The organism is Bifidobacterium sp. LH_730 (genome assembly GCF_056355835.1).
Genome location: NZ_JBKETB010000002.1, coordinates 403,807 through 424,694, shown reverse-complemented (window position 1 = coordinate 424,694; position 20,888 = coordinate 403,807). Strand labels below are relative to the sequence as shown.

The 20,888-nt window shown below is 65.8% G+C and carries 14 protein-coding genes; 12 read left to right on the top strand and 2 right to left on the bottom strand.

What is annotated here, in order from left to right:
* Position 1: 1 nt before the first annotated feature.
* From AC1AUD_RS04535 to araA, 5 genes are all read left to right on the top strand, one after another.
* Positions 2-694: a ribonuclease HII gene (locus tag AC1AUD_RS04535; RefSeq protein ID WP_476572491.1), complete on the top strand. Its 693-nt coding sequence runs from the start codon at positions 2-4 to the stop codon at positions 692-694.
* Positions 695-864: 170 nt separating this feature from the next.
* Positions 865-1,980 (top strand): LacI family DNA-binding transcriptional regulator, encoded by a 1,116-nt coding sequence (locus AC1AUD_RS04530; RefSeq protein WP_476572489.1) that lies wholly within the window; start codon positions 865-867, stop codon positions 1,978-1,980.
* A 185-nt stretch (positions 1,981-2,165) separates the two neighbouring features.
* On the top strand, positions 2,166-3,806 hold the full coding sequence (locus tag AC1AUD_RS04525) for a xylulokinase (protein ID WP_476572487.1): 1,641 nt from the start codon (positions 2,166-2,168) through the stop codon (positions 3,804-3,806).
* Between the two features lie 29 nt (positions 3,807-3,835).
* On the top strand, positions 3,836-4,528 hold the full coding sequence (locus AC1AUD_RS04520) for an L-ribulose-5-phosphate 4-epimerase (RefSeq protein WP_476572485.1): 693 nt from the start codon (positions 3,836-3,838) through the stop codon (positions 4,526-4,528).
* A gap of 162 nt (positions 4,529-4,690) precedes the next feature.
* The gene (araA, locus tag AC1AUD_RS04515) at positions 4,691-6,205 is read left to right on the top strand and encodes an L-arabinose isomerase (protein ID WP_476572483.1); all 1,515 of its coding nucleotides are present in this window, start codon (positions 4,691-4,693) and stop codon (positions 6,203-6,205) included.
* Positions 6,206-6,602: 397 nt separating this feature from the next.
* On the opposite strand, the gene AC1AUD_RS04510 is transcribed toward araA, so the two are convergent.
* Positions 6,603-8,432: an AMP-dependent synthetase/ligase gene (locus AC1AUD_RS04510; protein ID WP_476572481.1), complete on the bottom strand. Its 1,830-nt coding sequence runs from the start codon at positions 8,430-8,432 to the stop codon at positions 6,603-6,605.
* Positions 8,433-8,752: 320 nt separating this feature from the next.
* Here AC1AUD_RS04510 and AC1AUD_RS04505 point away from each other — a divergent pair, with 320 nt between their 5' ends.
* The 7 genes from AC1AUD_RS04505 to AC1AUD_RS04475 all read left to right on the top strand — a co-directional run bounded on the left by AC1AUD_RS04505 (position 8,753) and on the right by AC1AUD_RS04475 (position 19,052).
* The gene (locus tag AC1AUD_RS04505) at positions 8,753-10,339 is read left to right on the top strand and encodes an ABC transporter substrate-binding protein (protein WP_476572479.1); all 1,587 of its coding nucleotides are present in this window, start codon (positions 8,753-8,755) and stop codon (positions 10,337-10,339) included.
* A 79-nt stretch (positions 10,340-10,418) separates the two neighbouring features.
* A complete protein-coding gene (locus AC1AUD_RS04500) occupies positions 10,419-11,486 on the top strand; it encodes an ABC transporter permease (protein ID WP_476572477.1) in 1,068 nt (355 codons plus the stop codon).
* Positions 11,483-12,343, top strand: a complete 861-nt coding sequence (locus AC1AUD_RS04495; RefSeq protein ID WP_476572475.1) for an ABC transporter permease — start codon at positions 11,483-11,485, stop codon at positions 12,341-12,343. Before AC1AUD_RS04500 ends, AC1AUD_RS04495 begins: the two co-directional genes overlap by 4 nt.
* Positions 12,340-13,206: an ATP-binding cassette domain-containing protein gene (locus AC1AUD_RS04490; RefSeq protein ID WP_476572473.1), complete on the top strand. Its 867-nt coding sequence runs from the start codon at positions 12,340-12,342 to the stop codon at positions 13,204-13,206. Before AC1AUD_RS04495 ends, AC1AUD_RS04490 begins: the two co-directional genes overlap by 4 nt.
* The gene (locus AC1AUD_RS04485; RefSeq protein ID WP_476572471.1) at positions 13,206-14,027 is read left to right on the top strand and encodes an ABC transporter ATP-binding protein; all 822 of its coding nucleotides are present in this window, start codon (positions 13,206-13,208) and stop codon (positions 14,025-14,027) included. Before AC1AUD_RS04490 ends, AC1AUD_RS04485 begins: the two co-directional genes overlap by 1 nt.
* The gene (locus AC1AUD_RS04480; protein WP_476572469.1) at positions 14,024-14,959 is read left to right on the top strand and encodes an amidohydrolase family protein; all 936 of its coding nucleotides are present in this window, start codon (positions 14,024-14,026) and stop codon (positions 14,957-14,959) included. The genes AC1AUD_RS04485 and AC1AUD_RS04480 overlap by 4 nt, the downstream gene beginning before the upstream one ends.
* Before the next feature lie 151 nt (positions 14,960-15,110).
* Entirely contained in the window at positions 15,111-19,052 is a 3,942-nt protein-coding gene (locus AC1AUD_RS04475; protein WP_476572467.1) for a thiol reductant ABC exporter subunit CydD/CydC, read from the top strand.
* 94 nt (positions 19,053-19,146) lie between these two features.
* On the opposite strand, the gene AC1AUD_RS04470 is transcribed toward AC1AUD_RS04475, so the two are convergent.
* Positions 19,147-20,526: an ATP-binding protein gene (locus tag AC1AUD_RS04470; protein WP_476572465.1), complete on the bottom strand. Its 1,380-nt coding sequence runs from the start codon at positions 20,524-20,526 to the stop codon at positions 19,147-19,149.
* Positions 20,527-20,888 lie beyond the last annotated feature (362 nt).

Here is a 20,888-nt window from a genome sequence, read left to right as displayed (position 1 = left end):
CATGCCATCGGTGACGCCCACCCTCGATCTGGAACGCCGGCTGGCCGACGAGGGATACGACTTGATCGTCGGTTTCGACGAGGTCGGCCGCGGCGCGCTCGCCGGTCCGGTGATGGTCGGGGCCGCCGCGCTCTGGTCGCGGGACCTGCCGGATCTCGCGGTGCCGGAGGGGGTGGCCGACTCCAAGTTGCTCACCGAGCACCGGCGCGAGGCCATCGTCGACGGGCTCAAGGCATGGTGCGCGGCATGGGCCGTCGGCCAGGCGAGCAACGCCGAGATCGACGAGTGGGGGATAGGGCATGCCTTGGGCATCGCCTCGCTGCGCGCCCTGAACCAAGTCGAGCGCGAGCTTGGCGCCGCCGATCGCCTGGGTCTGTCCGTGGGCGCGATCCTCGACGGGCCCAACGATTACATCACCAAAGCCGCGGACACCTTCGACGCGCCCGAGGTGCCGGTGGGCGCCGAGGTGACGACGCTGGTCAAGGGTGACCGCCAATGCGCCTCGGTGGCCGCCGCGGCCGTCATAGCCAAGGTGACGCGTGACCGGCTCATGGTCGATCTGTCCCGGTCCGATTCTCGTTACGGGGCCTACCAGTGGGCGCACAACAAGGGATACGGCACCAAGGCGCATCGCGAGGCCATAGCGGCGCTCGGCCCCTCGCCGCTGCACCGCGTCAGCTGGAAACTCGTCTGAAGGCCGCGCACGGCCATATGGCCTGACCATCCATATGAGGTCGGTGCCCCGGGATCGATGTCTGCACGGGCGGACGGAAGCGGCCATCCGGCGTCCCTCCGGATTGTGAGCGTTCACGAAATTACGGTAGACTCATATCAAACCGTCAACGCATGCGGGAGGTAGGAAGTATGGTGACCGGCCGCACAACCAATAAACGTCCCTCGATGTTTGAGGTGGCCAAGCTCGCGGGAGTGAGCCACCAGACCGTCTCCCGCGTGATCAACGACTCGCCCGACGTGTCGGCCGCCACGCGCGCCCGAGTGCAGGAGGCCATCAAGCGCCTCGGATACCGCCCCTCCAACTCGGCCCGCGCCCTGGCCTCGCGCCGTTCGCGCACCATCGGACTGATCGCCGGGGGCATGCGTTTCTTCGGCCCGATCTCGACCATATCCTCCATCGAATCGATGGCCCGCGACCATGGCCTGTTCATGAGCGTGATGATGGTCCACGAGGCGTTGTGCACGCAGCGGGAGTTCGAGGAGCTCACCGACACCTTCGCCGAGCAGAACGTCGACGCCTTCATCTTCCTGACCCCGACCGATGTGATGTTCGAGGCCGCCTGCCGGACCAAGGTGAGCCGTCCGCGCGTCATCGTCACGTCGACGCATGGCGCGATGAGCGTGCGCGAGGGGCTGTCGCTGATGGGCGAGGGCGATCGCGCCCGCACCGCGATCGTCGGCATGGACCAGTGGGGGGCGATGGGCGAGATCGCGCAACTGGTCAGCGCCCACGGGCATCACTCCGCCATCTTCTTCGCCGGGCCGCAGGAATGGCGCGACGCCGCGACCCGTCTGGCCGCGTGGAATCGGCTGAGCGCCGAGCGCGCGATTCGCTCGCAGACCGTGCATTGCGACACCTGGGATTCCAGTGAGGCCTACGCGAAGATGAACCATGTGCTCGACACCATCGGCCGTACCGGCGCGCCTCTGCCCACCGTCGTCATCGCATCGAACGACAGCCAGGCCGTCGGCGTGGCGCGTGCCCTGCACGAGCACGGCCTCGGCATTCCGCAGGATGTCAGCCTCGTCGGATTCGACGATATGCCGGCGATGGACAACCTCTTCCCGCCGCTGACGACGGTCCGTCCCGATTTCGAGGGGCTGGGCGCGGCCGCGATGCGCGAGACGCTGCATCTGATCGGCGAGGGCGCCGAGCCGGCGTATGCCACCGGCGAGCATGGGGTCGGGCTGATTCCGCCGCGGGTGGTGACGCGCAGTTCGCTGGGCCACGCCGCGCGTCCGTAGGGCCTGCGTCGGGCGTTATCAATTCGTTATCGGGCGGGACACGTCGGGGTTGAGTTCCCCGCGTGTTCCGGTTACAATTGCAGAGGCAATGTGAGCGCTAACAGTACTCCGAGGACGGAGTGGCGAAGGCGCTTCCGGAAGAGGACGGGCGGTGCGGGCCGCCGGTCACCAAAGGAGTTCGCAGTATGGCAAACGACAACACCGAGCAGATCGCCGATATCGCGGAGAAGATTCGCGCCGGCAAGACCTCGCTGGGCATCGAGTTCGGATCCACGCGCATCAAGGCCGTGCTGATCGACGACAGCTACAAGACCATCGCCTCCGGCGACTTCGGCTGGGCCAGCCATCTCGAGGACGGCCTGTGGAGCTACAGCGTCGAGGAGATCTGGAAGGGTCTGCAGACCGCATATGCCTCCATGGCCAACGACGTCGAGCGCGCCTACGGCGAAAGGCTCACCCATGTGGGCCATATCGGCTTCTCCGCCATGATGCACGGCTATCTCGCCTTCGACGAGAACGGCGAGCTGCTGGTGCCGTTCCGCACCTGGCAGAACACCAACACCCACGAGGCGCACGAGAAGCTCTCCGAACTCTTCCAATACAACATCCCCGAGCGCTGGGCCATCGCCCACCTCTATCAGTGCGTCCTCAACAAGGAGGAGCACGTCGGCCGCGTCAAGTACTTCACCACCCTCGCCGGATACGTCCACTGGAAGCTCACCGGCAAGAAGGTGCTCGGCGTCGGCGATGCCTCCGGCATGTTCCCGATCGACCCGACCACCCACACGTGGGAAACCGAGTTCGTCAAGCAGTTCGACGCCCTGCCCGAGGTCGCGGCCCAGCCGTGGAAGCTCGAGGACCTGCTGCCCGAGCCGCTGGTCGCCGGCACGCCCGCCGGCGAGCTGACCGCCGAAGGCGCCAAGCTGCTCGACCCGACCGGCACCCTGCAGCCGGGCATCGTGCTCGCCCCGCCGGAAGGCGACGCCGGCACCGGCATGGTCGCCACCAACTCCGTGCGCGTGCGCACCGGCAACGTCTCCGCCGGCACCTCGATCTTCGCGATGGTCGTGCTTGAGCACAAGCTCAAGGCACTGCATCCCGAGGTCGATCTGGTCACCACCCCGGCCGGCGATCTGGCCGGCATGAGCCACGCCAACAACTTCACCTCCGACCTCAATGCCTGGGTCGGTCTCTTCGGCCAGTTCGCGGAGGCGCTGGGCAGCCCGGTCGACGCCGGCACGCTCTACGGCACGCTGTTCCGCGCCGCCATCGCCGACGACGTCGACTCCAACTGCGGCGGCCTCATCAACTATCCGTTCCGCTCCGGCGAATTCCTCGCCGGCCTGCCCGAGGGCCGCCCGCTGTTCGCACGCAGCCCCGAGGCCAATATGACCCTCGGCAACTTCATGCGCGCCCAGCTGTTCTCCGCCTTCTCCCCGGTCAAGATCGGCATGGACGTCATGACCAAGGACGAACACGTCCAGGTCGATTCCCTCGTCGGCCACGGCGGCATCTTCACCACGCCGAAGGTCGCCCAGAAGATCCTGGCGGCCGCCTTCAACACCCCGATCAAGGTCATGTCCACCGCCGCCGAGGGCGGCGCCTGGGGCATGGCTGTGCTCGCTGACTACCTGTGGCATGCCAACGAGGATCGCTCCAACCTCGCCGACTATCTCGACGGCCGCGTCTTCAAGGACGCCGCGTCCACCACCGAGGCGCCCGACGAGCATGACGTCGTGGGCTTTGAGGACTTCTTCGCGCGCTTCCGCAAGGGGCTGCCGATCGAGCACACCGCCATCGAATCCATCGATCTCGAAGACAAGTAAAAACTCCCTCATCCAGAAAGGAAACAAATATGGCAACTCTGGCTGATTACGGCCCCGAGGTCCGCGCCGAGGTCAAGCAGGTACGCGAGGTCGTCGCGACCCTGCATGAGCAGCTCATCAAGTGGAACCTCGTCGTGTGGACCGCCGGCAACGTGTCGCAGCGCCTGCACACCGCCGACCTCATGGTCATCAAGCCCTCCGGTCTGCGCTATGAGTATCTGACCCCCTCCTCGATGGTCGTGTGCGACCTCGACGGCAATGTCGTCGACGGCTCCGAGGCCCCGTCCTCCGACACCGCCTCCCACGCCTACATCTACCGACATATGCCCGACGTCTACGGCGTCGTGCACACGCACTCCACCTACGCCACCGCCTGGGCGGCCACCGGCCAGAACATCCCCTGCGGACTTACCATGATGGGCGACGAGTTCGGCGGCCCCGTGCCGGTCGGCCCGTTCCGCCTCATCGGCTCCGAGGCCATCGGCGAAGGTGTAGTCGAGACCCTGAAGAAGTATCCGAAGTCCCCGGCCGTCCTCATGCAGAACCACGGCCCCTTCACCATCGGCAAGGATGCTGAGGGCGCCGTCAAGGCCGCCGCCATGACCGAGGAAGTCGCCCACACCATGTGGGCCGCCCGCCAGCTCGGCGATATCATTCCGATTCCGCAGGAAGACATCGATAAGCTTAACGACCGCTACCAGAACGTCTACGGCCAGCACTGACATAGCGGAGCGTTATCGGCACGGTGGAAGGCTCGACGTAGCAACCTACGCCTTCGCCTTCCACCGCACCGATACCGCACGCGCTATGTCACCGCTGAGTTCGCCAGCACTGAGCTGCATGAATCTGTAACAACCAACCAACAAGGAAGTAAAGGAGCCATTATGGCAATGGAGAACCCCTTCGAGGGCAAGGAAATCTGGTTCGGCGTCGGTTCGCAGGACCTCTACGGCGAGGAAGCGCTGCGTCAGGTCGCCCAGCAGACCGGCGAGATGGTGGACTACCTCAACGCCACCGGCAAGATCCCGGCGAAGATCGTTTTGAAGCCCACCCTGAAGTCCTCCGACGGCGTCAAGGAGTTCATGGTCGAGGCCTCCGCCAACCCGGCCGTCATCGGCGTGATCACCTGGTGCCACACCTTCTCCCCGGCCAAGATGTGGATCCGCGGCCTCGAGGTGCTGACCAAGCCGCTGCTGCAGCTCAACACGCAGCACCACAAGGAGATCCCGTGGGAGACCATCGACATGGACTTCATGAACCTGAACCAGGCCGCCCACGGCGACCGTGAGTTCGGTTACATCGTCTCCCGCCTGGGCATCAAGCGCAAGGTCGTCGTCGGCCACTACACCGATCCCGAGGTCGCCGAGAAGATCGCCACCTGGGCCCGCGCCTGCGCCGGCTGGGACGCCTCCCAGAACATGAAGGTCATGCGCTGGGGCGACAACATGCGCAACGTGGCCGTCACCGAGGGCGACAAGACCGAGGCCGAGCGCGTGTTCGGCGCCTCGATCAACACCTGGGCCGTCAATGAGCTGGTCGCCGCCTACGAGGCCGTCAAGGACGATCAGGTCAAGGCCCTCATCGAGGACTACAAGGCCAAGTACGACGTGGCCCCGGCGCTGCTCGACTCCCGCTACGATGAGCTCTTCATCGCCGCCAAGGAAGAGGCCGCCATGGTCAACATGATGCGCGCCAACGGCTGCACCGCCGGCGTCGACAACTTCGAGGACCTCGGCGCCCTCCCGCAGCTGCCGGGCGTCGGCCCGCAGCGCTTCCCGTCCGAGTACGGCTGGGGCTTCTCCGCCGAGGGCGACTGGAAGACCGCCGTGCTCGTGCGCATCGGCGCCGTGATGGGCTACGGCCTCGAGGGTGGCGCCTCCCTGATGGAGGACTACTCCTACAACTTCACCGAGGGCAATGAGCTCGACATGGGCTCCCACATGCTCGAGGTCTCCCCGGCCATCGGCACCATCGCCAAGCCGAAGCTGGACATCTTCCCGCTGGGCATCGGCGGCAAGTCCGACCCGGTGCGTCTGGTCTTCTCCGGCAAGCCCGGCAAGGCCGTCGTGGTCTCCATGTCCGACATGCGCGAGCGTTTCCGCCTGCTCATGGACGAGGTCGAGGTCGTCGAGCCGCAGGGTTCCCTCAAGGAGCTGCCGTGCGCCCGCGCCGTGTGGAAGCCGCAGCCGTCCCTCAAGACCGCTGCCGAGTGCTGGATCCTCGCCGGCGGCTCGCACCACACCTGCATGACCACCTCCGTCGGCCGCGAGGCTTGGGAGGACTTCGCCCGCATGGCCGGTGTCGAGCTCGCCGTCATCGACGAGAACACCACCGCCCGCCAGTTCGAGAAGGAACTGGAGATCAGCGAGATGTATCACCGCCTGACCAACCAGCACTGAGATAACGGTGCGTTATCGCACCGCTGACGAGCGCTAAGAGGAAGCCCCACGGTTGCTGAGCCGTGGGGCTTCCCTGTTTTCCGGCGCATTATGAGGGAACGGCGATTCTCCTACGTATCTGTGCGGATCTCCACCGGAAACATACGGATCTCCGTTGGGTCTGTACGGAACTTTGAGGGGAATATACGAATCTCTGGCGGGTTTGTGACGCCAGCGGCAACAAACCCGCCAGAGATCCGTACAACTCCAACGGAGATCCGCGCAAATATGGCGCGGTTCCGTACGAATACAGAGGAGATTCACGTAAAACCGGATGAGTTTCGGGCATATGCGCTCCAGTCGGGACGGGAACGCATATGTATGACGTGGATCGGGGCGCGGTGCTGGCGCAGCGCCCTCAGCGCGTGCCGCCGTAGATCTCGCGGTCGATCACATCGGCGAAGACCTCGTTGACCTTGGGGCGCACGACCTTCAGGGACGGGGTCAGGCATTTGTTGTCCTGCGTGAACTGGGTGTCGAGCACCACGAACTTGCGCACGGACTCGGCGCGGGAGACGGTCGCGTTCGCACGGTCCACCCACGTCTGGATCTCATCGCGCACGGCCGCCGCCGTGGCCACGCGCTCCAGCGGCGTGTCCGCCGACAGGCCATGTGCGGGCAGCCAATGCTCCAAGCCCTCCGGGTCGAGCGTGATCAGCGCGCCGATGAAGGGGCGCTGATCGCCCACCACCACCGCATGCTCGACGATCGGGCATTTGACGATCTGCTCCTCCATCGGAATCGGGGAGACGTTCTTGCCGCCGGCCGTGATGATGATGTCCTTCTTGCGGCCCGTGATCGTCAGGCATCCGTCCTCGTCGAGCGAACCCAAGTCGCCGGTCTTGAGCCAGCCGTCCGAGGTGAAGGCCTCCGCCGTCTTCTCCGGAAGATTGTGGTATCCGCGGAACACATTGTCGCCGTGCACCTGCACCTCGCCGTCCTCGGCGATGCGCACCGAAGCGCCGGGCGCGCAACGGCCCACCGTGCCGATTTTGTTGAGTTCCACCGTCGTCACCGTGAACGGGGCGGCCGTTTCCGTCATGCCATAGCCCTGGATCATCGGCACGCCCATGCCGGAGAAGAAATGCGCCAGATCCACGTCCAGCGGCGCGCCGCCGCAGGCCACGAAGCGGATGTTCGGACCGAGGGCACCGCGCACCATGCGGTAGACGGTCTTGTCATAGAACTCATGCTCGGCGCGCTGAGCCAGCGTCGGCTGCTCGCCCGCCTGCTCCATGCGGCTCCACGCGCGCGCGGCCTCGACGCCCTTGACGAACAGGCGGCCCTTCGCGCCCGTGCCGGCCTTGCGGGAGGCGGCGTTGTAGACCTTCTCATACACACGCGGCACGCCCAGCAGATAGGACGGCGCGAAGGCGCGCACATCCGGCAGCAGCGTCTTGGTGTCCGGCAGGAAGCCGACGACGCCGTAATCCGAGCCGATCGAGCAGTATTCGATGTAGCGCGCGAAGCAGTGCGCCAGCGGCAGGAACAGCAGCAGACGCGTCGGCGTCTTCGGATCCGGGTTGTTGATGAGCTCGGGGACGAGCTGGTAACCGGCGCGCACGATGAACAGGAAGTTGCGGTGCGTCAGCTCGGCGCCCTTCGGAGCGCCCGTGGAGCCGGAGGTATAGACAATCGTGGCGAGGTCGTCGGCGCCGACCGAGGCGATGCGTTCGTCGAGCTCCTCGTCGGAGACGGCCACGCCGAGGCCTTCGAGCGCGCCCAGCGCGTTGCCGTCGAGCATGAGCAGGCGCTCGAGCGCCGGGCAGCGGTCCATCACGCCGTCGAGGCGGTCATATCGCTCCTGGTTGTCGGCGATGGCGAGCTTGACGGCCGAATCGTTGAGGATGCGCTCGGCCTGCGCGGCCGAATCGGTGTCGTAGATCGGCACATTCACCGCGCCGATGGCCGCCAGCGCGAAGTCGAGCACGCCCCATTCCCAGCGTGTGGGGGAGAAGAGCGTGACCGCGTCGCCCTTGGCGATGCCGAAGGCGATCAGGCCCTTCGCGGCCTTGCGCACGAGTTCGAGGAATTCGCCGGTGGTCATCGTGGACCACTGGCCGGGGCCGGTTTTGCGGCTGACGATCGGCGTGTCCGCGCCAGTGCGGGCCATGCGATCGGTGAGCAGGGAGTACATGGTCTCGTCGTCCCGCACTTCCACGGTGCCGGGGGCGTCGTATTGCTTCATATGACCTCGTTCGTTGGGTGGGCCGCGTCTGAGAACGGCCATATATACACCTTAACCTACGCCTTCGTAACCGTAACCGCCGTTGTGGGCTCCGCCAATTTCCGGACGCCGCTTTTGTCCGCGAACGACAACCGGACGTATATGGCGGTCCGCGGCGATGGCCGGCCGCGGCCATAGGGCGAATCGATAGCCGGTTGGAGATATCGGCGATGGCATGCGGGCGCGTGCCATCGCCGCCGTTCCTATACTGGTGGACTGGTCCGCACCGGCGACGCCGGGCGGAACCATCATGTCGTGAACGGTTAGAAGAGGGGAACATCATGAGGCATCCAGTCAGAAGCATATTGGCGGGCGCCCTCGCGGCCACGCTCGCGCTGTCGCTTGGTGCGTGCTCGCAGACCGGCGGACAGGCGGGGGGAGCCGGTGCCGGGGACGAGGCGCGCGACACCTTCGTCTACGCGCGCTCCGCCGCCGTCACCTCGCTCGATCTGTGGACCGAGATCACCGCCAACAACGCCTTCGCGATAGACAAGGTCTTCGAGCCGCTGCTGAGTTTTGACAAGGATGGCAACATCATCGACTGGCTCACCAAGTCGCACGAGGTGTCGGCCGACGGCCTGACTTATACCTTCGTGCTCAAGGACGGGCTGAAATTCTCCGACGGCTCCGAGGTGACCGCCGACGATGTGGTCTTCTCCATCGACGAGCACTTGGACGAGAAGGACGCGGCCCTGCCGCTCGACGCGGACATCGCCTCGGTGACGGCCAAGGACAAGGCGACCGTCGAGGTCAAGCTCAACAGCCCCGACACCCCGCTGCTCGCCGAATTCGCGAACTTCTCCAACGGCATCGTGCCCAAGGACTTCGGCGGCAAAACCGAGGAGGAGTTCTTCAAGAAGCCCGTCGGCACCGGCCCGTGGACCGTCGAGAAGTGGGACCCCTCCGGCGACCTGAGCTTCGTCGCCAACAAGCATTACTGGGGCAAGACCTCCGGCACGCTCAAGCGACTCGAATACAAGCTCGTCGAAGACGGCACGCAGGCCGTCAACCAGCTCAAGACCGGGCAGGTCGACGGCATCGAGAACCCCGCTTCCGAAAGCCTCGAGGAACTCGGCGCCGACGGCGCGCAGACCAAGGTGCTCTCCAATGGCTCGTGGGTCACCGAGCAGCTGTTCTTCAACACCAAGGACGAGCATTTCGCCGACGTGCATGTGCGCCGCGCCCTCGCCCTGGCCTTCGACCGCGACGCCGTGACCAAGGCCGTCTCCTTCGGCCACGCCGTCACCGCGAACGCCGTCGTGCCCTCCGCCATCCGGTATTCCGGACAGAAGACCGTCAAGTCGCTCGCCTCCGGCGGCGCCGACCTCGACGCGGCGAAGAAGGAACTCGCCCAGTCGAAGTATGCGGACGGATTCGCCACGAAGATCCTCATCCCCTCCGGCGACAACGCGCGCAAGCAGACCGCGCAGCTCTTCCAGTCCGCCGCCAAGGGGCTCGGCATCGACGTGACGATCGACGCCGCCGATTCCGCCACATTCCGCGACCGCTTCAAGAAATTCGACTATGCGATCATGCTCAACTCCTCGCAGGCCGACTATCCCGACGCCGATTCGATCGTCTCCTTCCTCGCCGATCCCGACGGCTTCTCGAACTCGTATTGGACCGGATACTCCAACCCCAAGGTGACCGCGGCGCTCAAGCAGGCGCGCGCCACCGCCGACGGCGACGGGCGCGGCAGGCTCTACGAGGGCATCCAGCAGACGCTTGCCGACGAGGTGCCCTATATTCCGCTGTATTCGCCCGACATCGTCAAGGCCGTGCGCTCCGACGTGCAGGGGCTCGAGGTGCTGCCCAACGACTCGGTGCGCTTCCAGAACGTGACCTTCGGGGACGCGGCGGCCAAGTGACGGACCGGTGGCGCGCGTCGTGCGCATCGTGGGATGCCGCGGGTCCGTTCCCGCGTCCCGAGGCCATAATGACAGCATTATGAACGAACCGAGAACCTTGCGCCGCGACGACGGCGCCGATGCTGCCGGCGGCTCTGAGAGCCCGGATGGCTCCGCCGTGCGCATCCGCTCCATTGCGTGGCCGCCGGTTCTGCGCTGGCTGGGAGGCATCGCGGCGCACGCGCTGGCCGTGACGGCGTTGGTCACCGTCGGCGTGTTCTTCATCGTCCGGCTGGTGCCCGGCGACCCGGCGCAGATGGTGCTCGGGCTCAAGGCGACCCCCGCCCAGATCGCAGATATGCACGCGCGGCTCGGCCTCGACCGGCCGCTCTGGCGGCAGTTCCTCGACTTCCTGACGACGCTGCTGACCACCGGCGACACCGGCGAATCCATCGCCTACCATGTCTCCTCGCGCGCGCTGGTCCTGGATCGGCTGCCGGTGTCCCTGTGGCTGATCGGCTGCTCCGCCCTGCTCGTGGCGCTGCTGGTGCCGCCGATGGCGCTGGCCGCGGCCCGGCATCGCGGCGGCGTCATCGACCACATCGTGCGCGCCGTGCCGACGGTCACCCTCGGCATGCCCGAGTTCTGGGTCGGCCTTGTGCTGGTCCTGGTCTTCGCGGTCCGTCTGCGCGTCTTCCCGGTCGGCGGCACGCAGCCCGGCATCGACGGGATGCTCTATTCGATGGCGCTGCCCTCGCTGACCATCGCGCTGGCGCAGGTGCCGTTCCTGGTGCGTTCCCTGCGCGAACGATTGATCGAGGTCTACGACGCCGATTTCGTCGTGACCTTACGCGCCGCCCGACTGCCCGAACGCGCGATACGCCGCCATGTGCTGCGCGGCGCGGTGCTGCCGGCATTGCAGCTCTTCGGCATGAAGCTTTCCTTCCTTGTCGGCGGCACGCTGGTCGTCGAACAGGTCTTCGGCCTGCGCGGCGTCGGGTCGTTGCTGTTCGCCGCCATCGGCGCGCGCGATTTTCCGCTGATCCAGGCCATCGCGCTCTATTGCGCCCTCGGTGTGGTGGCGGTGGGGGCCGTCATCTCGCTGCTGTCCGGCGCCGTGGACTGGCGGCTGCGCGCCGGCATGGGCATGGGGGAGAGCGAACGATGAACGGGGCGACAAAGGAAGATACGGCGCGTCGTCGGCGTGCGTTCCCCGCATTCCCGGCTTTGCCTCCGCTGCTGACGGTCGGTTTGCTGGCATTGCTGGCCATCGTATTGGCCGTCGTGTTGATTCCGGTGCTGTCGCCCTACGACCCGACCCGCGAGGACGTCGCCGCGATGCTCCAGCCTCCTTCCCTCGCCCATCCCTTCGGCACCGACCAGCTCGGCCGCGACATCCTCGTGCGCGTGGCCGCCGCCGGCCGCATCGATCTGGCGCTGATGGTCGGCGCCGAGGCCGCGCCCTTCGTCATCGGCACGGCCGCCGGTCTTGTGGCAGGATATCGTGGCGGCTGGTGGGACCGCGCGGTGACGCTGTTGTCCGACACCTTGATCGCCTTCCCGTTCTATCTGACCGTCGCGGTCGTGGCCTTCGTGTTCGGGGCCGGTGTGCGCGGCGTCGTCCTGACCTTCCTGATCGTCGGATGGGTTGTTTTCGCCCGTTCGGTCAAGGGCGCCACGGCATCGCTGGCACATGCCGAATGGGTGGAATCGGCCCGGGTGATGGGCTTTTCCGATGCGTCGGTCATGGCGCGCCAGCTGCTGCCCAATGTGCTGCCGCAGGCGCTGGTGGTGCTCGCCACCGACATGGTGGCGCTGCTCGTGTCGATCGTCACGCTCGGCTACCTGGGCCTGGGCATTGCGCCGCCGACGCCCGACTGGGGCACGATGATCGCGGACGGCCAGTCCTTCCTGGCCACGCGCTGGTGGCTGTCCACGCTGCCCGGCTGCGTCGTGGTGCTGGTCGGCCTCGCGCTGGCGATGGTCGCCGACGGCCTCAACGAGTTGGGACGGCGAGGGATATGACGGAGACGATGGATATGCGTGACACGGTGCTCTCGGTGCGCGGGCTTCGTATCGTCGCGGATGACGCCGACGACGCGGGCGGTGGTGCCGGTGACGCCGATTCCCCGCGCGCCTTGGTCGACGGACTGTCCTTCGAGGTCGCGCGCGGCGCATGCCTGGGATTGGTGGGGGAGTCCGGCTCGGGCAAAAGCCTCACCCTGCGCACCATCATGGATGAGTGCCTGGGAAGCGGTCGCGGCCGTGGCGCGGGGATGCTGCCGCGCGGTGTGCGGCGGGCTGGAGGCGGCGTGGCGCTCGCCGACGGCGTCAACGCCGCCATGGTCCTCCAGGACCCGGTCGCCTCGCTCGACCCGTTGATGCCCGTGGTCCGTCAGGTGGCCGAGGTGCTGCGCCACGCGCGCGGACTGAGGCGTCACGAGGCGAGGAGGGAGGCTTTGGCGCTTCTGGGGCGGCTTGGTCTGCCCGCCGAAGATCTCGCCGCGCACGACCGGTATCCCGGCCAGCTGTCCGGCGGGCAATGCCAGCGCGTCGTGCTGGCCGTCGCGTTGGCCACGGAGCCCGATCTGCTGCTGTGCGACGAGCCCACCACCGCGCTCGATGTGACCGTGCAGGCGCAGATACTCGATTTGCTCGCCGGTCTCAAGGCGCGGCTCGGCCTGACGATGGTGTTCGTCACCCACAACCTCGGCGTCGCCGCGCGTCTATGCGACCGGCTCGTCGTCATGAGGCACGGCCGCGCCATTGAGACCGGTGCCACCGGTGATGTGCTCACTTGCCCGCAGGAGGACTACACGCGTCGTCTGATCGCCGCGGTGACGCCGATTCCAGGGCCTGTGCCGGCAGAGGAACCGGAGGGAGAGTGATGAGCGGGATGACGAACGAGGGAATGATCGATATGCCCGGCGCGTCCCCGGCGCCGTTGCTCGAGGCGCGTGGGCTGACCGTGCGATATGGCGGCGCCACGGCCCTTGACGGAGTGGATGTCGAGGTGCCGCGCGGCGGCGCTCTCGGCGTCGTGGGCGAATCCGGGGCCGGCAAATCGACGCTCGCCCGCGTGCTGGCCGGACTGATCGAGGCCGATGCCGGCGAAGTGCGGTTCGACGGTGAGGCGCTGCCCCGCGATCCGCGTCGGCGCACGCGCGAACAGCGTCGCCGCATCCAGATGGTCTTCCAGAACCCCGACTCCTCGTTGAACCCGCGTCACACCGTGCGCCGTATCCTCGCCGAAGGCATGGTGCTGCACGGCGTCGTCGCGCGCGCGGACCGCGAGGGCATCGAACGGCGTTGCGTCCGGCTGCTGGATATGGTGGGGCTTCCGGCCGATGCCTTGGACCGTCGGCCGCGCGCCTTCTCCGGAGGCCAACGCCAGCGCATCGCCATCGCCCGCGCGCTGGGCGTCGAGCCCGAGGTGCTGGTGGCCGACGAGCCGACCAGCGCGCTCGACGTGTCGGTACAGCGCGGCGTGCTCGACTTGCTGGCGGCGTTGCGGCGGGAACGGGGACTGGCCGTCGTGCTCATCACCCATGACCTTGGTGTCGTGGCCGACCTGTGCGACGAGGTGGCGGTGATGCGGCACGGGCGGGTCGTCTGCAAGGGGGCCACGGACGCCTTCTTCGCCGACCCTCCGCAAGGCTATCCCCGGTCATTGCTCGAGGCGGCGCGCGCGGTGGCGGTGCGGCGATGACGGCCGGGAAAAGGGCCGTATGGCGCTCTCCGGGACTGATCGATGCGCATGCCCATATCGGATGGGTCGATTTCGACGCTCAGGCGCGTGCGAAGCGCTCCGCCGCCGACACGGACCGTCTGGTCGCCGAGCAGCGGCGCGAGCTCGCCGCCTGTGGATTCACCGCCATGCGCGATGCGGGCGGCTGGACGCGGGACGAGACGCGCGATGGTGTGACGGTGCTCGGCTGCGCGGCGATGATCCCCGGTGACGACGACGCCCCTGCCGGAGCCTTGGCCGGGGCGACGTTGGAGCCCAAGCACGGCCGTTGGGTCAAGCTGTTCCTGACCGGAGGCATGGGCGCCCCGGCCGATCGCGTGCTTGAGCCGATGATGAGCCGGGATCGGGTCCGGCGCGTGATCGCCGCCATCCATGTGGCCGGTTGCAAGGCCATGGCCCATGCCTGGGGCGGTCCGGCGCTTGATTGGGCCATCGAGGCGGGCATCGACAGTGTGGAACACGGCGTGCTGCTCACCGGGGCTCAGGCGGAGCTCATGGCGCGGGTCGGCATTCCGCTGGTGCCCACCGTCAACATCTATCGCATCCTCGCCGATGCTCCGGCCGGCCTGGGCATTCCGCCGGTCGTCGCCGAGCGTGCGAAAGTCGCCGCCGACCGCCATCCCCAGGCCGTCCGACTGGCGCATGACACCGGCGTGGCCATCGGCGTGGGCACCGATTACTGCACGCCGCTGCTGTTCGGGCGCAATCTGGAGGAACTCGATGCCTTGGAATCGTGCGGATTGACCCGCGCCGAGACATGGCGCGCCGCAACCGAGGGCAACGCCCGCATCGTCGGAGCCGAAGTCGTCGCCGGTCGCGCCGACGTGTGCTTCGACGTCGATCCGCTGACGGTGTCTCATGCCGCCGATCTGCGCGGACACTTGGTCGTGTGACGTGTTGCGTGCCGTCTGCCGTCGACCTGTGGGCGGGAATGCCGACAAGACAATGAGATAATTCGCCCGGGGGTATTGTCATGCCATGATTGCTCGGCTACCCTCGCAAGAGGCGGCTGCGAACGCTGCCGTCCCATGAAGCGAGGTGCGCATGTTCGACAAGCGATTGTTCTCGATGGCCCCGGGCATCGGCCGGCTCGTCGCCGGCAAGGTGGCCTGCCTGTGGATCGGGCTGGCGGCCAACATCGGCTTCATGGTCGCGCTGGTGGCGCTTCTCGCCCAGCTGGTCGATCTGGCGGACCCCCATCTCATCCAATGCGACGCCCCGGCCGGCGTTCCGTGCCCCGCCAACGTCTTCGGATTGGTGTCCATCCATCCGAGCGCCGGAAGCCTCGCCGTCCTGGCGCTGGCGATGGCCGCATGCGCTTTGATCAAGTACCTCTCCACCGTCTTTGCGGCGAAGCTCGGCACCGAGGCCGCCGAACGCGTCAAACTCGCCTTGCGCGAACGGCTCTACCGCAAGATGCTTGCCCTTGGTCCCTCGTATTCCTCGCGCGTCAAAACCGCCGACATCGTGCAGTCGGCCGGCGAGGGCATCGAACAGATCCAGACCTTCTTCGAGCTGTTCCTGCCGCAGTTGTTCTATGCGGTGCTCGCGCCCATCACCCTGTTCCTCGTCGTCCTGCCGCTCGATCTGCCCGCCGCCGCGACGCTGCTGGTATGCGCGCCGCTGATCGTCGTGATCGTGGGGTTGGTGGCGATGAGCGCCGCGCGCGTGTTCAAGCGGTATTGGGGACGATACACCGATATGGGCGCCGCCTTCCTCGACGATATGCAGGGTCTGGAGACGCTCAAGGCCTTCGACGCCGACGGGCGTGCCGCCGCCGATATGGATACCAAGGCCGAGGAATTCCGTGTGATGACGATGCGCGTGCTGCAAATCCAGCTGCGTTCGCTGTCCGCGATGGACCTCGTGGCCTATGGCGGCGCCGCGGCCGGCATCGGCGTGGCCCTGTGGCGGTATGCCTCCGGCGCGCCGCTGACATTGGCCGGGTTGCTGTTGATCGTGCTGCTGTCTGCCGAGTTTTTCATTCCGCTGCGTCAGCTCGGGTCCTTCTTCCATGTGGCGATGAATGGCATGACCTCCACCAAGCGTATCTTCGCGCTGCTGGATGCGTCCGAGCCGAAGCATGGCACGGCCACGCTGCCGGTCGGCGGGGATGGGGCGCGGGATGGGCTTGTAGTGCGTTTCGACGGGGTCGGGTTTGCGTATGCCGATACGCGGGCTGGTGCCGCCGGCTCAGACGCGAACGGACAACGGCTAGATTCCAACGATAAACGACCCTCCGGCGAGGTTGGCGACAATACGCGTGGCAGCTCCCTTGTCTCGGTCAGCTTCACTGCTCTGCCAGGTCAACTCACGGCCGTCGTGGGCGAATCCGGCTCCGGCAAATCCACCATGGCCGCGCTGCTGTCCGGCATGCTCACCGGCTACACCGGCTCGATCACCGTGGGTGGTGCGGCCGGGATGGAGCTTGCGTCGGTTGACGGCATGTCCTTGGCCCAGGCCGTCACACTGGTCGGCGCCCGCAGCCATCTGTTCGCCGGCACTTTGCGCGACAATCTGCTGATGGCCCGTCCCAACGCGAGTAATGACGAGCTGTGGGCTGCGCTCGAACGCGCCCGTATCGCCGATTTCGTGCGCCAACAGCCCGCCGGGCTCGATATGTCGATTGAATCGGGCGCCACGAATCTCTCCGGAGGGCAGCGCCAGCGCGTCGCCATCGCCCGGGCCATGCTGCACGACGGCGCCGTCTATGTGTTCGACGAGGCCACCAGCAGCGTCGATGTGGAAAGCGAGGCTTTGATCCTCGAATCCATCCATGAGCTCGCCGCCTCGGGCAAAACCGTCATCATGATCACGCACCGCATGGCCAATGCGGTCGATGCGGATGAGATCGTGGTCTTCGAGCGCGGACGTGTCGTCGAAACCGGTGCGCACGACGAGCTGATGGCCGCCGACGGCACATACGCGCGGCTTCTGCGCGTTCAGCGGGATATCGAATCCATTGCCCATCCTTCGGCGGGTTCGCGTTCCGTCGGGTCTCTTCCCCAGTCGGCTCTGCCGGCAGAGCAGAGTGCTTCGCCGCTTTTGTCACAGAACAGTCCACTGGACTGTTCTGTCTCGTCAGAGGGGGCGCAATATGCGCTATCCATTCCTCCCTCTGATGAGGGAGGTGTCGGCGAAGCCGACGGAAGGAGAGAAACCTCTGTTTCTTCAGAGAGAAGATCGGCCAGTGCCGTTGCGTCGCAGTCCAGCGCCACCCTCATCGCCCGCCTCCTCAAGGAGGCGCGCCCGCTCGCCCATCTCATGACCATGGCTTCGCTGGCGGGCACCGTCGGTCACCTCTCCGCCACCTTCCTGCCGGTGTTCGGCGTCATCGCGGGATTCGCACTCGCCGGCAACCCGGTGTGGGGCATGGGCGCGGGGCCGGCCATCGCCATGATGGTCGTGTGCGCCGTGCTGCGCGGCGTGCTGCGATACGTCGAGCAGTATCTCAACCACAACGTCGCCTTCCGCCTGCTCGCACTGTTCCGTTCGAAGGCATTCGACGCGCTGCGCCGCCTCGCCCCGGCCAAGCTCGCCGGCAAGGGGAAGGGCGATCTCATCGCATTGATCACCACCGATGTCGAGCTGCTGGAGATCTTCTTCGCGCATACGATCTCCCCGGTCGTCATCGCCGTCATCACCACCGTCGTCTATGCGATCGCCTTGGTCACGCTCAATCCATGGATGGCGCTGATGCTTATCGCCGCGCACTTGGTCATCGGCGTGCTGGTGCCGAGGTTCTTCGCCGTCGGCGTGCGCAATCTCGGTCCCGCCATCCGCAGCCAGGCCTCCGCGCTCGACGACGTGATGCTCGACGATATGCGTGGCCTTGACGAGATCATCCGTTTCGGTCGTGGCGACGAGCGCGCCAAGGGCATCGTCGAACGCACCAAGCGACTCTGGGCCGAGCATGCCCGGCTGAGCCGTGTCAACGGACGGTTCACAGGTGTCGGCGGCCTGCTGGTCATGGCGCTGACCTTCGCCGCCGCGGCGCTCGCCGTGGCGTTGGCGGCGGCTCCCGGGCCGTTGGATGAGGCCGCGCTCACATCGGGGATGGCGGTCACCGGTCCGCATGCGATTCCCGCCCTGACCGTGGCCTTCGTGCTGATCGCCAGTTCCTTCGGGCCGACGCTGGCGCTCGCCGCGCTGCCGGGCAATCTCACTTCCACTTTCGCTGCGGCCCGCCGTCTGTTCGCCCTGATGGACGAGACTCCCGCCGTCGTGGAGTCGGGGACGGCGGCCCCCGCCTACACGGGCATGCGGATGGACCATGTGACCTTTGCGTATGACGATGCGTCGCCATCCATGGAGGAGGAGATGTCAGTGCCGGCTGCAACCGTGTCCGGTTCGTCGGCGCGTATGGGCTCGGAGCGTCCGATACTCAATGACTTCTCACTTGATATTCCGGTGCATGGTGTGCTTGGTGTGCAGGGCCCGAGCGGCCGTGGCAAGTCCACGACGCTCAAGCTGCTGATGCGCTACTGGGATCCCGACGCCGGTTCCGTGGCGATGTCCGGCACGGCATTGCCCGGGATCGACGCGCACCATCGCCGCCGCGTCCAAACCATGATGACCCAGGAGACGCATCTGTTCGATGGCACGATCCGCGACAACCTGCTTATGGCGCTTGGTTCGGCGGATCGGTCTGCGGACGACCTCGACACCCTCCTGCGCGAGGCTTGCCGCAAGGCCTCGGTGCTCGATCTCATCGATTCGCTGCCCGAAGGCCTCGACACACCGGTCGGCGAACTCGGCGACCGCCTTTCAGAGGGCGAACGCCAGCGCATCGGCTTGGCCCGCGTGTTCCTGCGCGACGCCGATCTGGTGCTCTTCGACGAGCCGACCAGCCGCCTCGACGCGTTCAACGAAGCCGTGATCTTGGGGTCGATCAACGAGCTGGCTCATGGCGGCAACAAAGCCGCCGTGCTGGTTTCCCACCGTGAGTCCGCCATGCGCATCGCCGACCGAATCCTCGCCTTCTGACGTATTTACGCTCCCTCATCAGAGGGAGGATTATGAGGCTCTCTTATCGGAGGAAAGCGGCAGACGCTATCTCATTGAGATTCGTATGCATAGGTCATGCCAACGGTTGGCCGAGCGGCGGCAGCGGTCCTAGATCGGCGCCGTCGTCGGGCTTGAAATCGTTGATGTCGTAAGGCAGGAAAGTGCTGCCGATGGCCCACAGTGGAATGTTGTCCATCCAGTCTTGCTGGTCATATCCGCGCATGGAAGTGCGGAATCCATGCAATTCGTATGTCTCGCAGCATCGGGACAGGCTCGCTTTCTTCCGTCCTTCGCCGGCCTTGACCTCCAGCGGGGTGACGCCATGGTCGGAGTTGAAGACGAAGTCGACCTCGTATTTGCTGTCGCCGCTGACCCAGTAATACGGCGTCAACCCAGCGGCGACGAGTTGTTGGCAGACATATTGCTCGGTCATCGCTCCCCGGTATTCGATCAACCCTGTATCCGTGGCCACGACGTCGCGGGCGGTGATGCCAAGCGCCGCGCCGAGCAGCCCCACATCATGCATGTAGAGTTTGAATGCCGCTTCGTCGGCATAGATGCCGAGTGGATTGCGGGCGATTTTCGTGCGCGGCACCCGTATTGCCAAACCGCAGTCCACGATGGTCTGTATAGCGGCTTCGTACATTGAGGCCCTTGCGCCCTTGCCGATATGGCTGAAGACGAAGCGGTGGTTGTTCTCCTGCGCGAGATGGTCGGGGATGTAGGTCGAATACGTCATTCTGATGCGTTCGACGTCCACGCCCGCGACGGGATGTTTGGAGAAATCCAGATCATAGGTCTTCAGTAGGCCGTTCTGCACGTCGCGCGCGGCGACATAGCCGTATTCGATGAAAGCGGCGACCGCTGCCGGCATGCCTCCGATGATGCAGTATTGCCGATATCGCTGTTCGAAACGTTCGGCCAGTGCGTCAACCAGGTCGGTCTCATGCCGTTCCAGCGCGTTGGCCGCGCGTCCGTCGCCCACCGCGCGCAGGAATTCCATGAAACTCAGCGGGTGCATGTCCAGCATCCGCACTGCGCCGACGGGGAACGAGAGACGTTCGTGCAATGCCAATCCAAGATACGACCCCGCCGCGGCCAAATGGATGTCCGGGAACTCGTCGCCAAAGGTTTTGAGCAGCGGGAAGAGCCCCGGCTCCTCCTGTATCTCATCGATCACGACTAGGGTCGTTTTGGGTTTTGGCCGCACACCGGTGGCTGCTTCGATCGCGTCCAACAACATCGAGGGAGATACGACGCGGGACATCATCGTGCGGATGTCGCCGTTGAACAGCGTGACATAGGCCATGTCGTCGAATTTGCGTTTGCCGAGTTCCCGAAGCGCATGGGTTTTGCCCACCTGTCGCGCGCCCCGCAACAGCAGGGGTTTGGTCCGGGGAGTATCGGCCCATTCGTCCAGTGTTCTTTCGATATGTCGCGCGAAGTTGTCCATGCGATCACCCAATATGCGTAACATTTTTTCCTAAATATTATTGCAGAAAAACGCAAAAATTTCCACCTATGTCAAGGTTGTAGTGCAAATTTTTCCGCTTATATTGGCTCTGAAATACAAAAACTTCCATATTGGAGTGTGTGGACATGTGTCGAACCCTGACCTGCGTCGGATGCTTCCTCTGATGGGCTGTTCCGTCTCATCGGGGTCGGATTGGTGCCTGCGATCATCTTGCCGGCGCTTTCCTCGTCGGAGGGAGGGGCGGGGTGGAAAACGCAGTGATTCGAGGCGTGTTGCGGTGATTTTGACAAAACGGTACACAGGTGTATCATCATGGGTGTTGGTACACGGCTGTACCACAT

Excerpts from the sequence above, each read along its gene's own strand:
- AC1AUD_RS04535 (WP_476572491.1), top strand. The coding sequence starts at position 2 with ATGCCATCGGTGACGCCCACCCTCGATCTGGAACGCCGGCTGGCCGAC.
- AC1AUD_RS04530 (WP_476572489.1), top strand. The coding sequence starts at position 865 with ATGGTGACCGGCCGCACAACCAATAAACGTCCCTCGATGTTTGAGGTG.
- AC1AUD_RS04525 (WP_476572487.1), top strand. The coding sequence starts at position 2,166 with ATGGCAAACGACAACACCGAGCAGATCGCCGATATCGCGGAGAAGATT.
- AC1AUD_RS04520 (WP_476572485.1), top strand. The coding sequence starts at position 3,836 with ATGGCAACTCTGGCTGATTACGGCCCCGAGGTCCGCGCCGAGGTCAAG.
- araA (WP_476572483.1), top strand. The coding sequence starts at position 4,691 with ATGGCAATGGAGAACCCCTTCGAGGGCAAGGAAATCTGGTTCGGCGTC.
- AC1AUD_RS04510 (WP_476572481.1), bottom strand. The coding sequence starts at position 8,432 with ATGAAGCAATACGACGCCCCCGGCACCGTGGAAGTGCGGGACGACGAG.
- AC1AUD_RS04505 (WP_476572479.1), top strand. The coding sequence starts at position 8,753 with ATGAGGCATCCAGTCAGAAGCATATTGGCGGGCGCCCTCGCGGCCACG.
- AC1AUD_RS04500 (WP_476572477.1), top strand. The coding sequence starts at position 10,419 with ATGAACGAACCGAGAACCTTGCGCCGCGACGACGGCGCCGATGCTGCC.
- AC1AUD_RS04495 (WP_476572475.1), top strand. The coding sequence starts at position 11,483 with ATGAACGGGGCGACAAAGGAAGATACGGCGCGTCGTCGGCGTGCGTTC.
- AC1AUD_RS04490 (WP_476572473.1), top strand. The coding sequence starts at position 12,340 with ATGACGGAGACGATGGATATGCGTGACACGGTGCTCTCGGTGCGCGGG.
- AC1AUD_RS04485 (WP_476572471.1), top strand. The coding sequence starts at position 13,206 with ATGAGCGGGATGACGAACGAGGGAATGATCGATATGCCCGGCGCGTCC.
- AC1AUD_RS04480 (WP_476572469.1), top strand. The coding sequence starts at position 14,024 with ATGACGGCCGGGAAAAGGGCCGTATGGCGCTCTCCGGGACTGATCGAT.
- AC1AUD_RS04475 (WP_476572467.1), top strand. The coding sequence starts at position 15,111 with ATGTTCGACAAGCGATTGTTCTCGATGGCCCCGGGCATCGGCCGGCTC.
- AC1AUD_RS04470 (WP_476572465.1), bottom strand. The coding sequence starts at position 20,526 with ATGGACAACTTCGCGCGACATATCGAAAGAACACTGGACGAATGGGCC.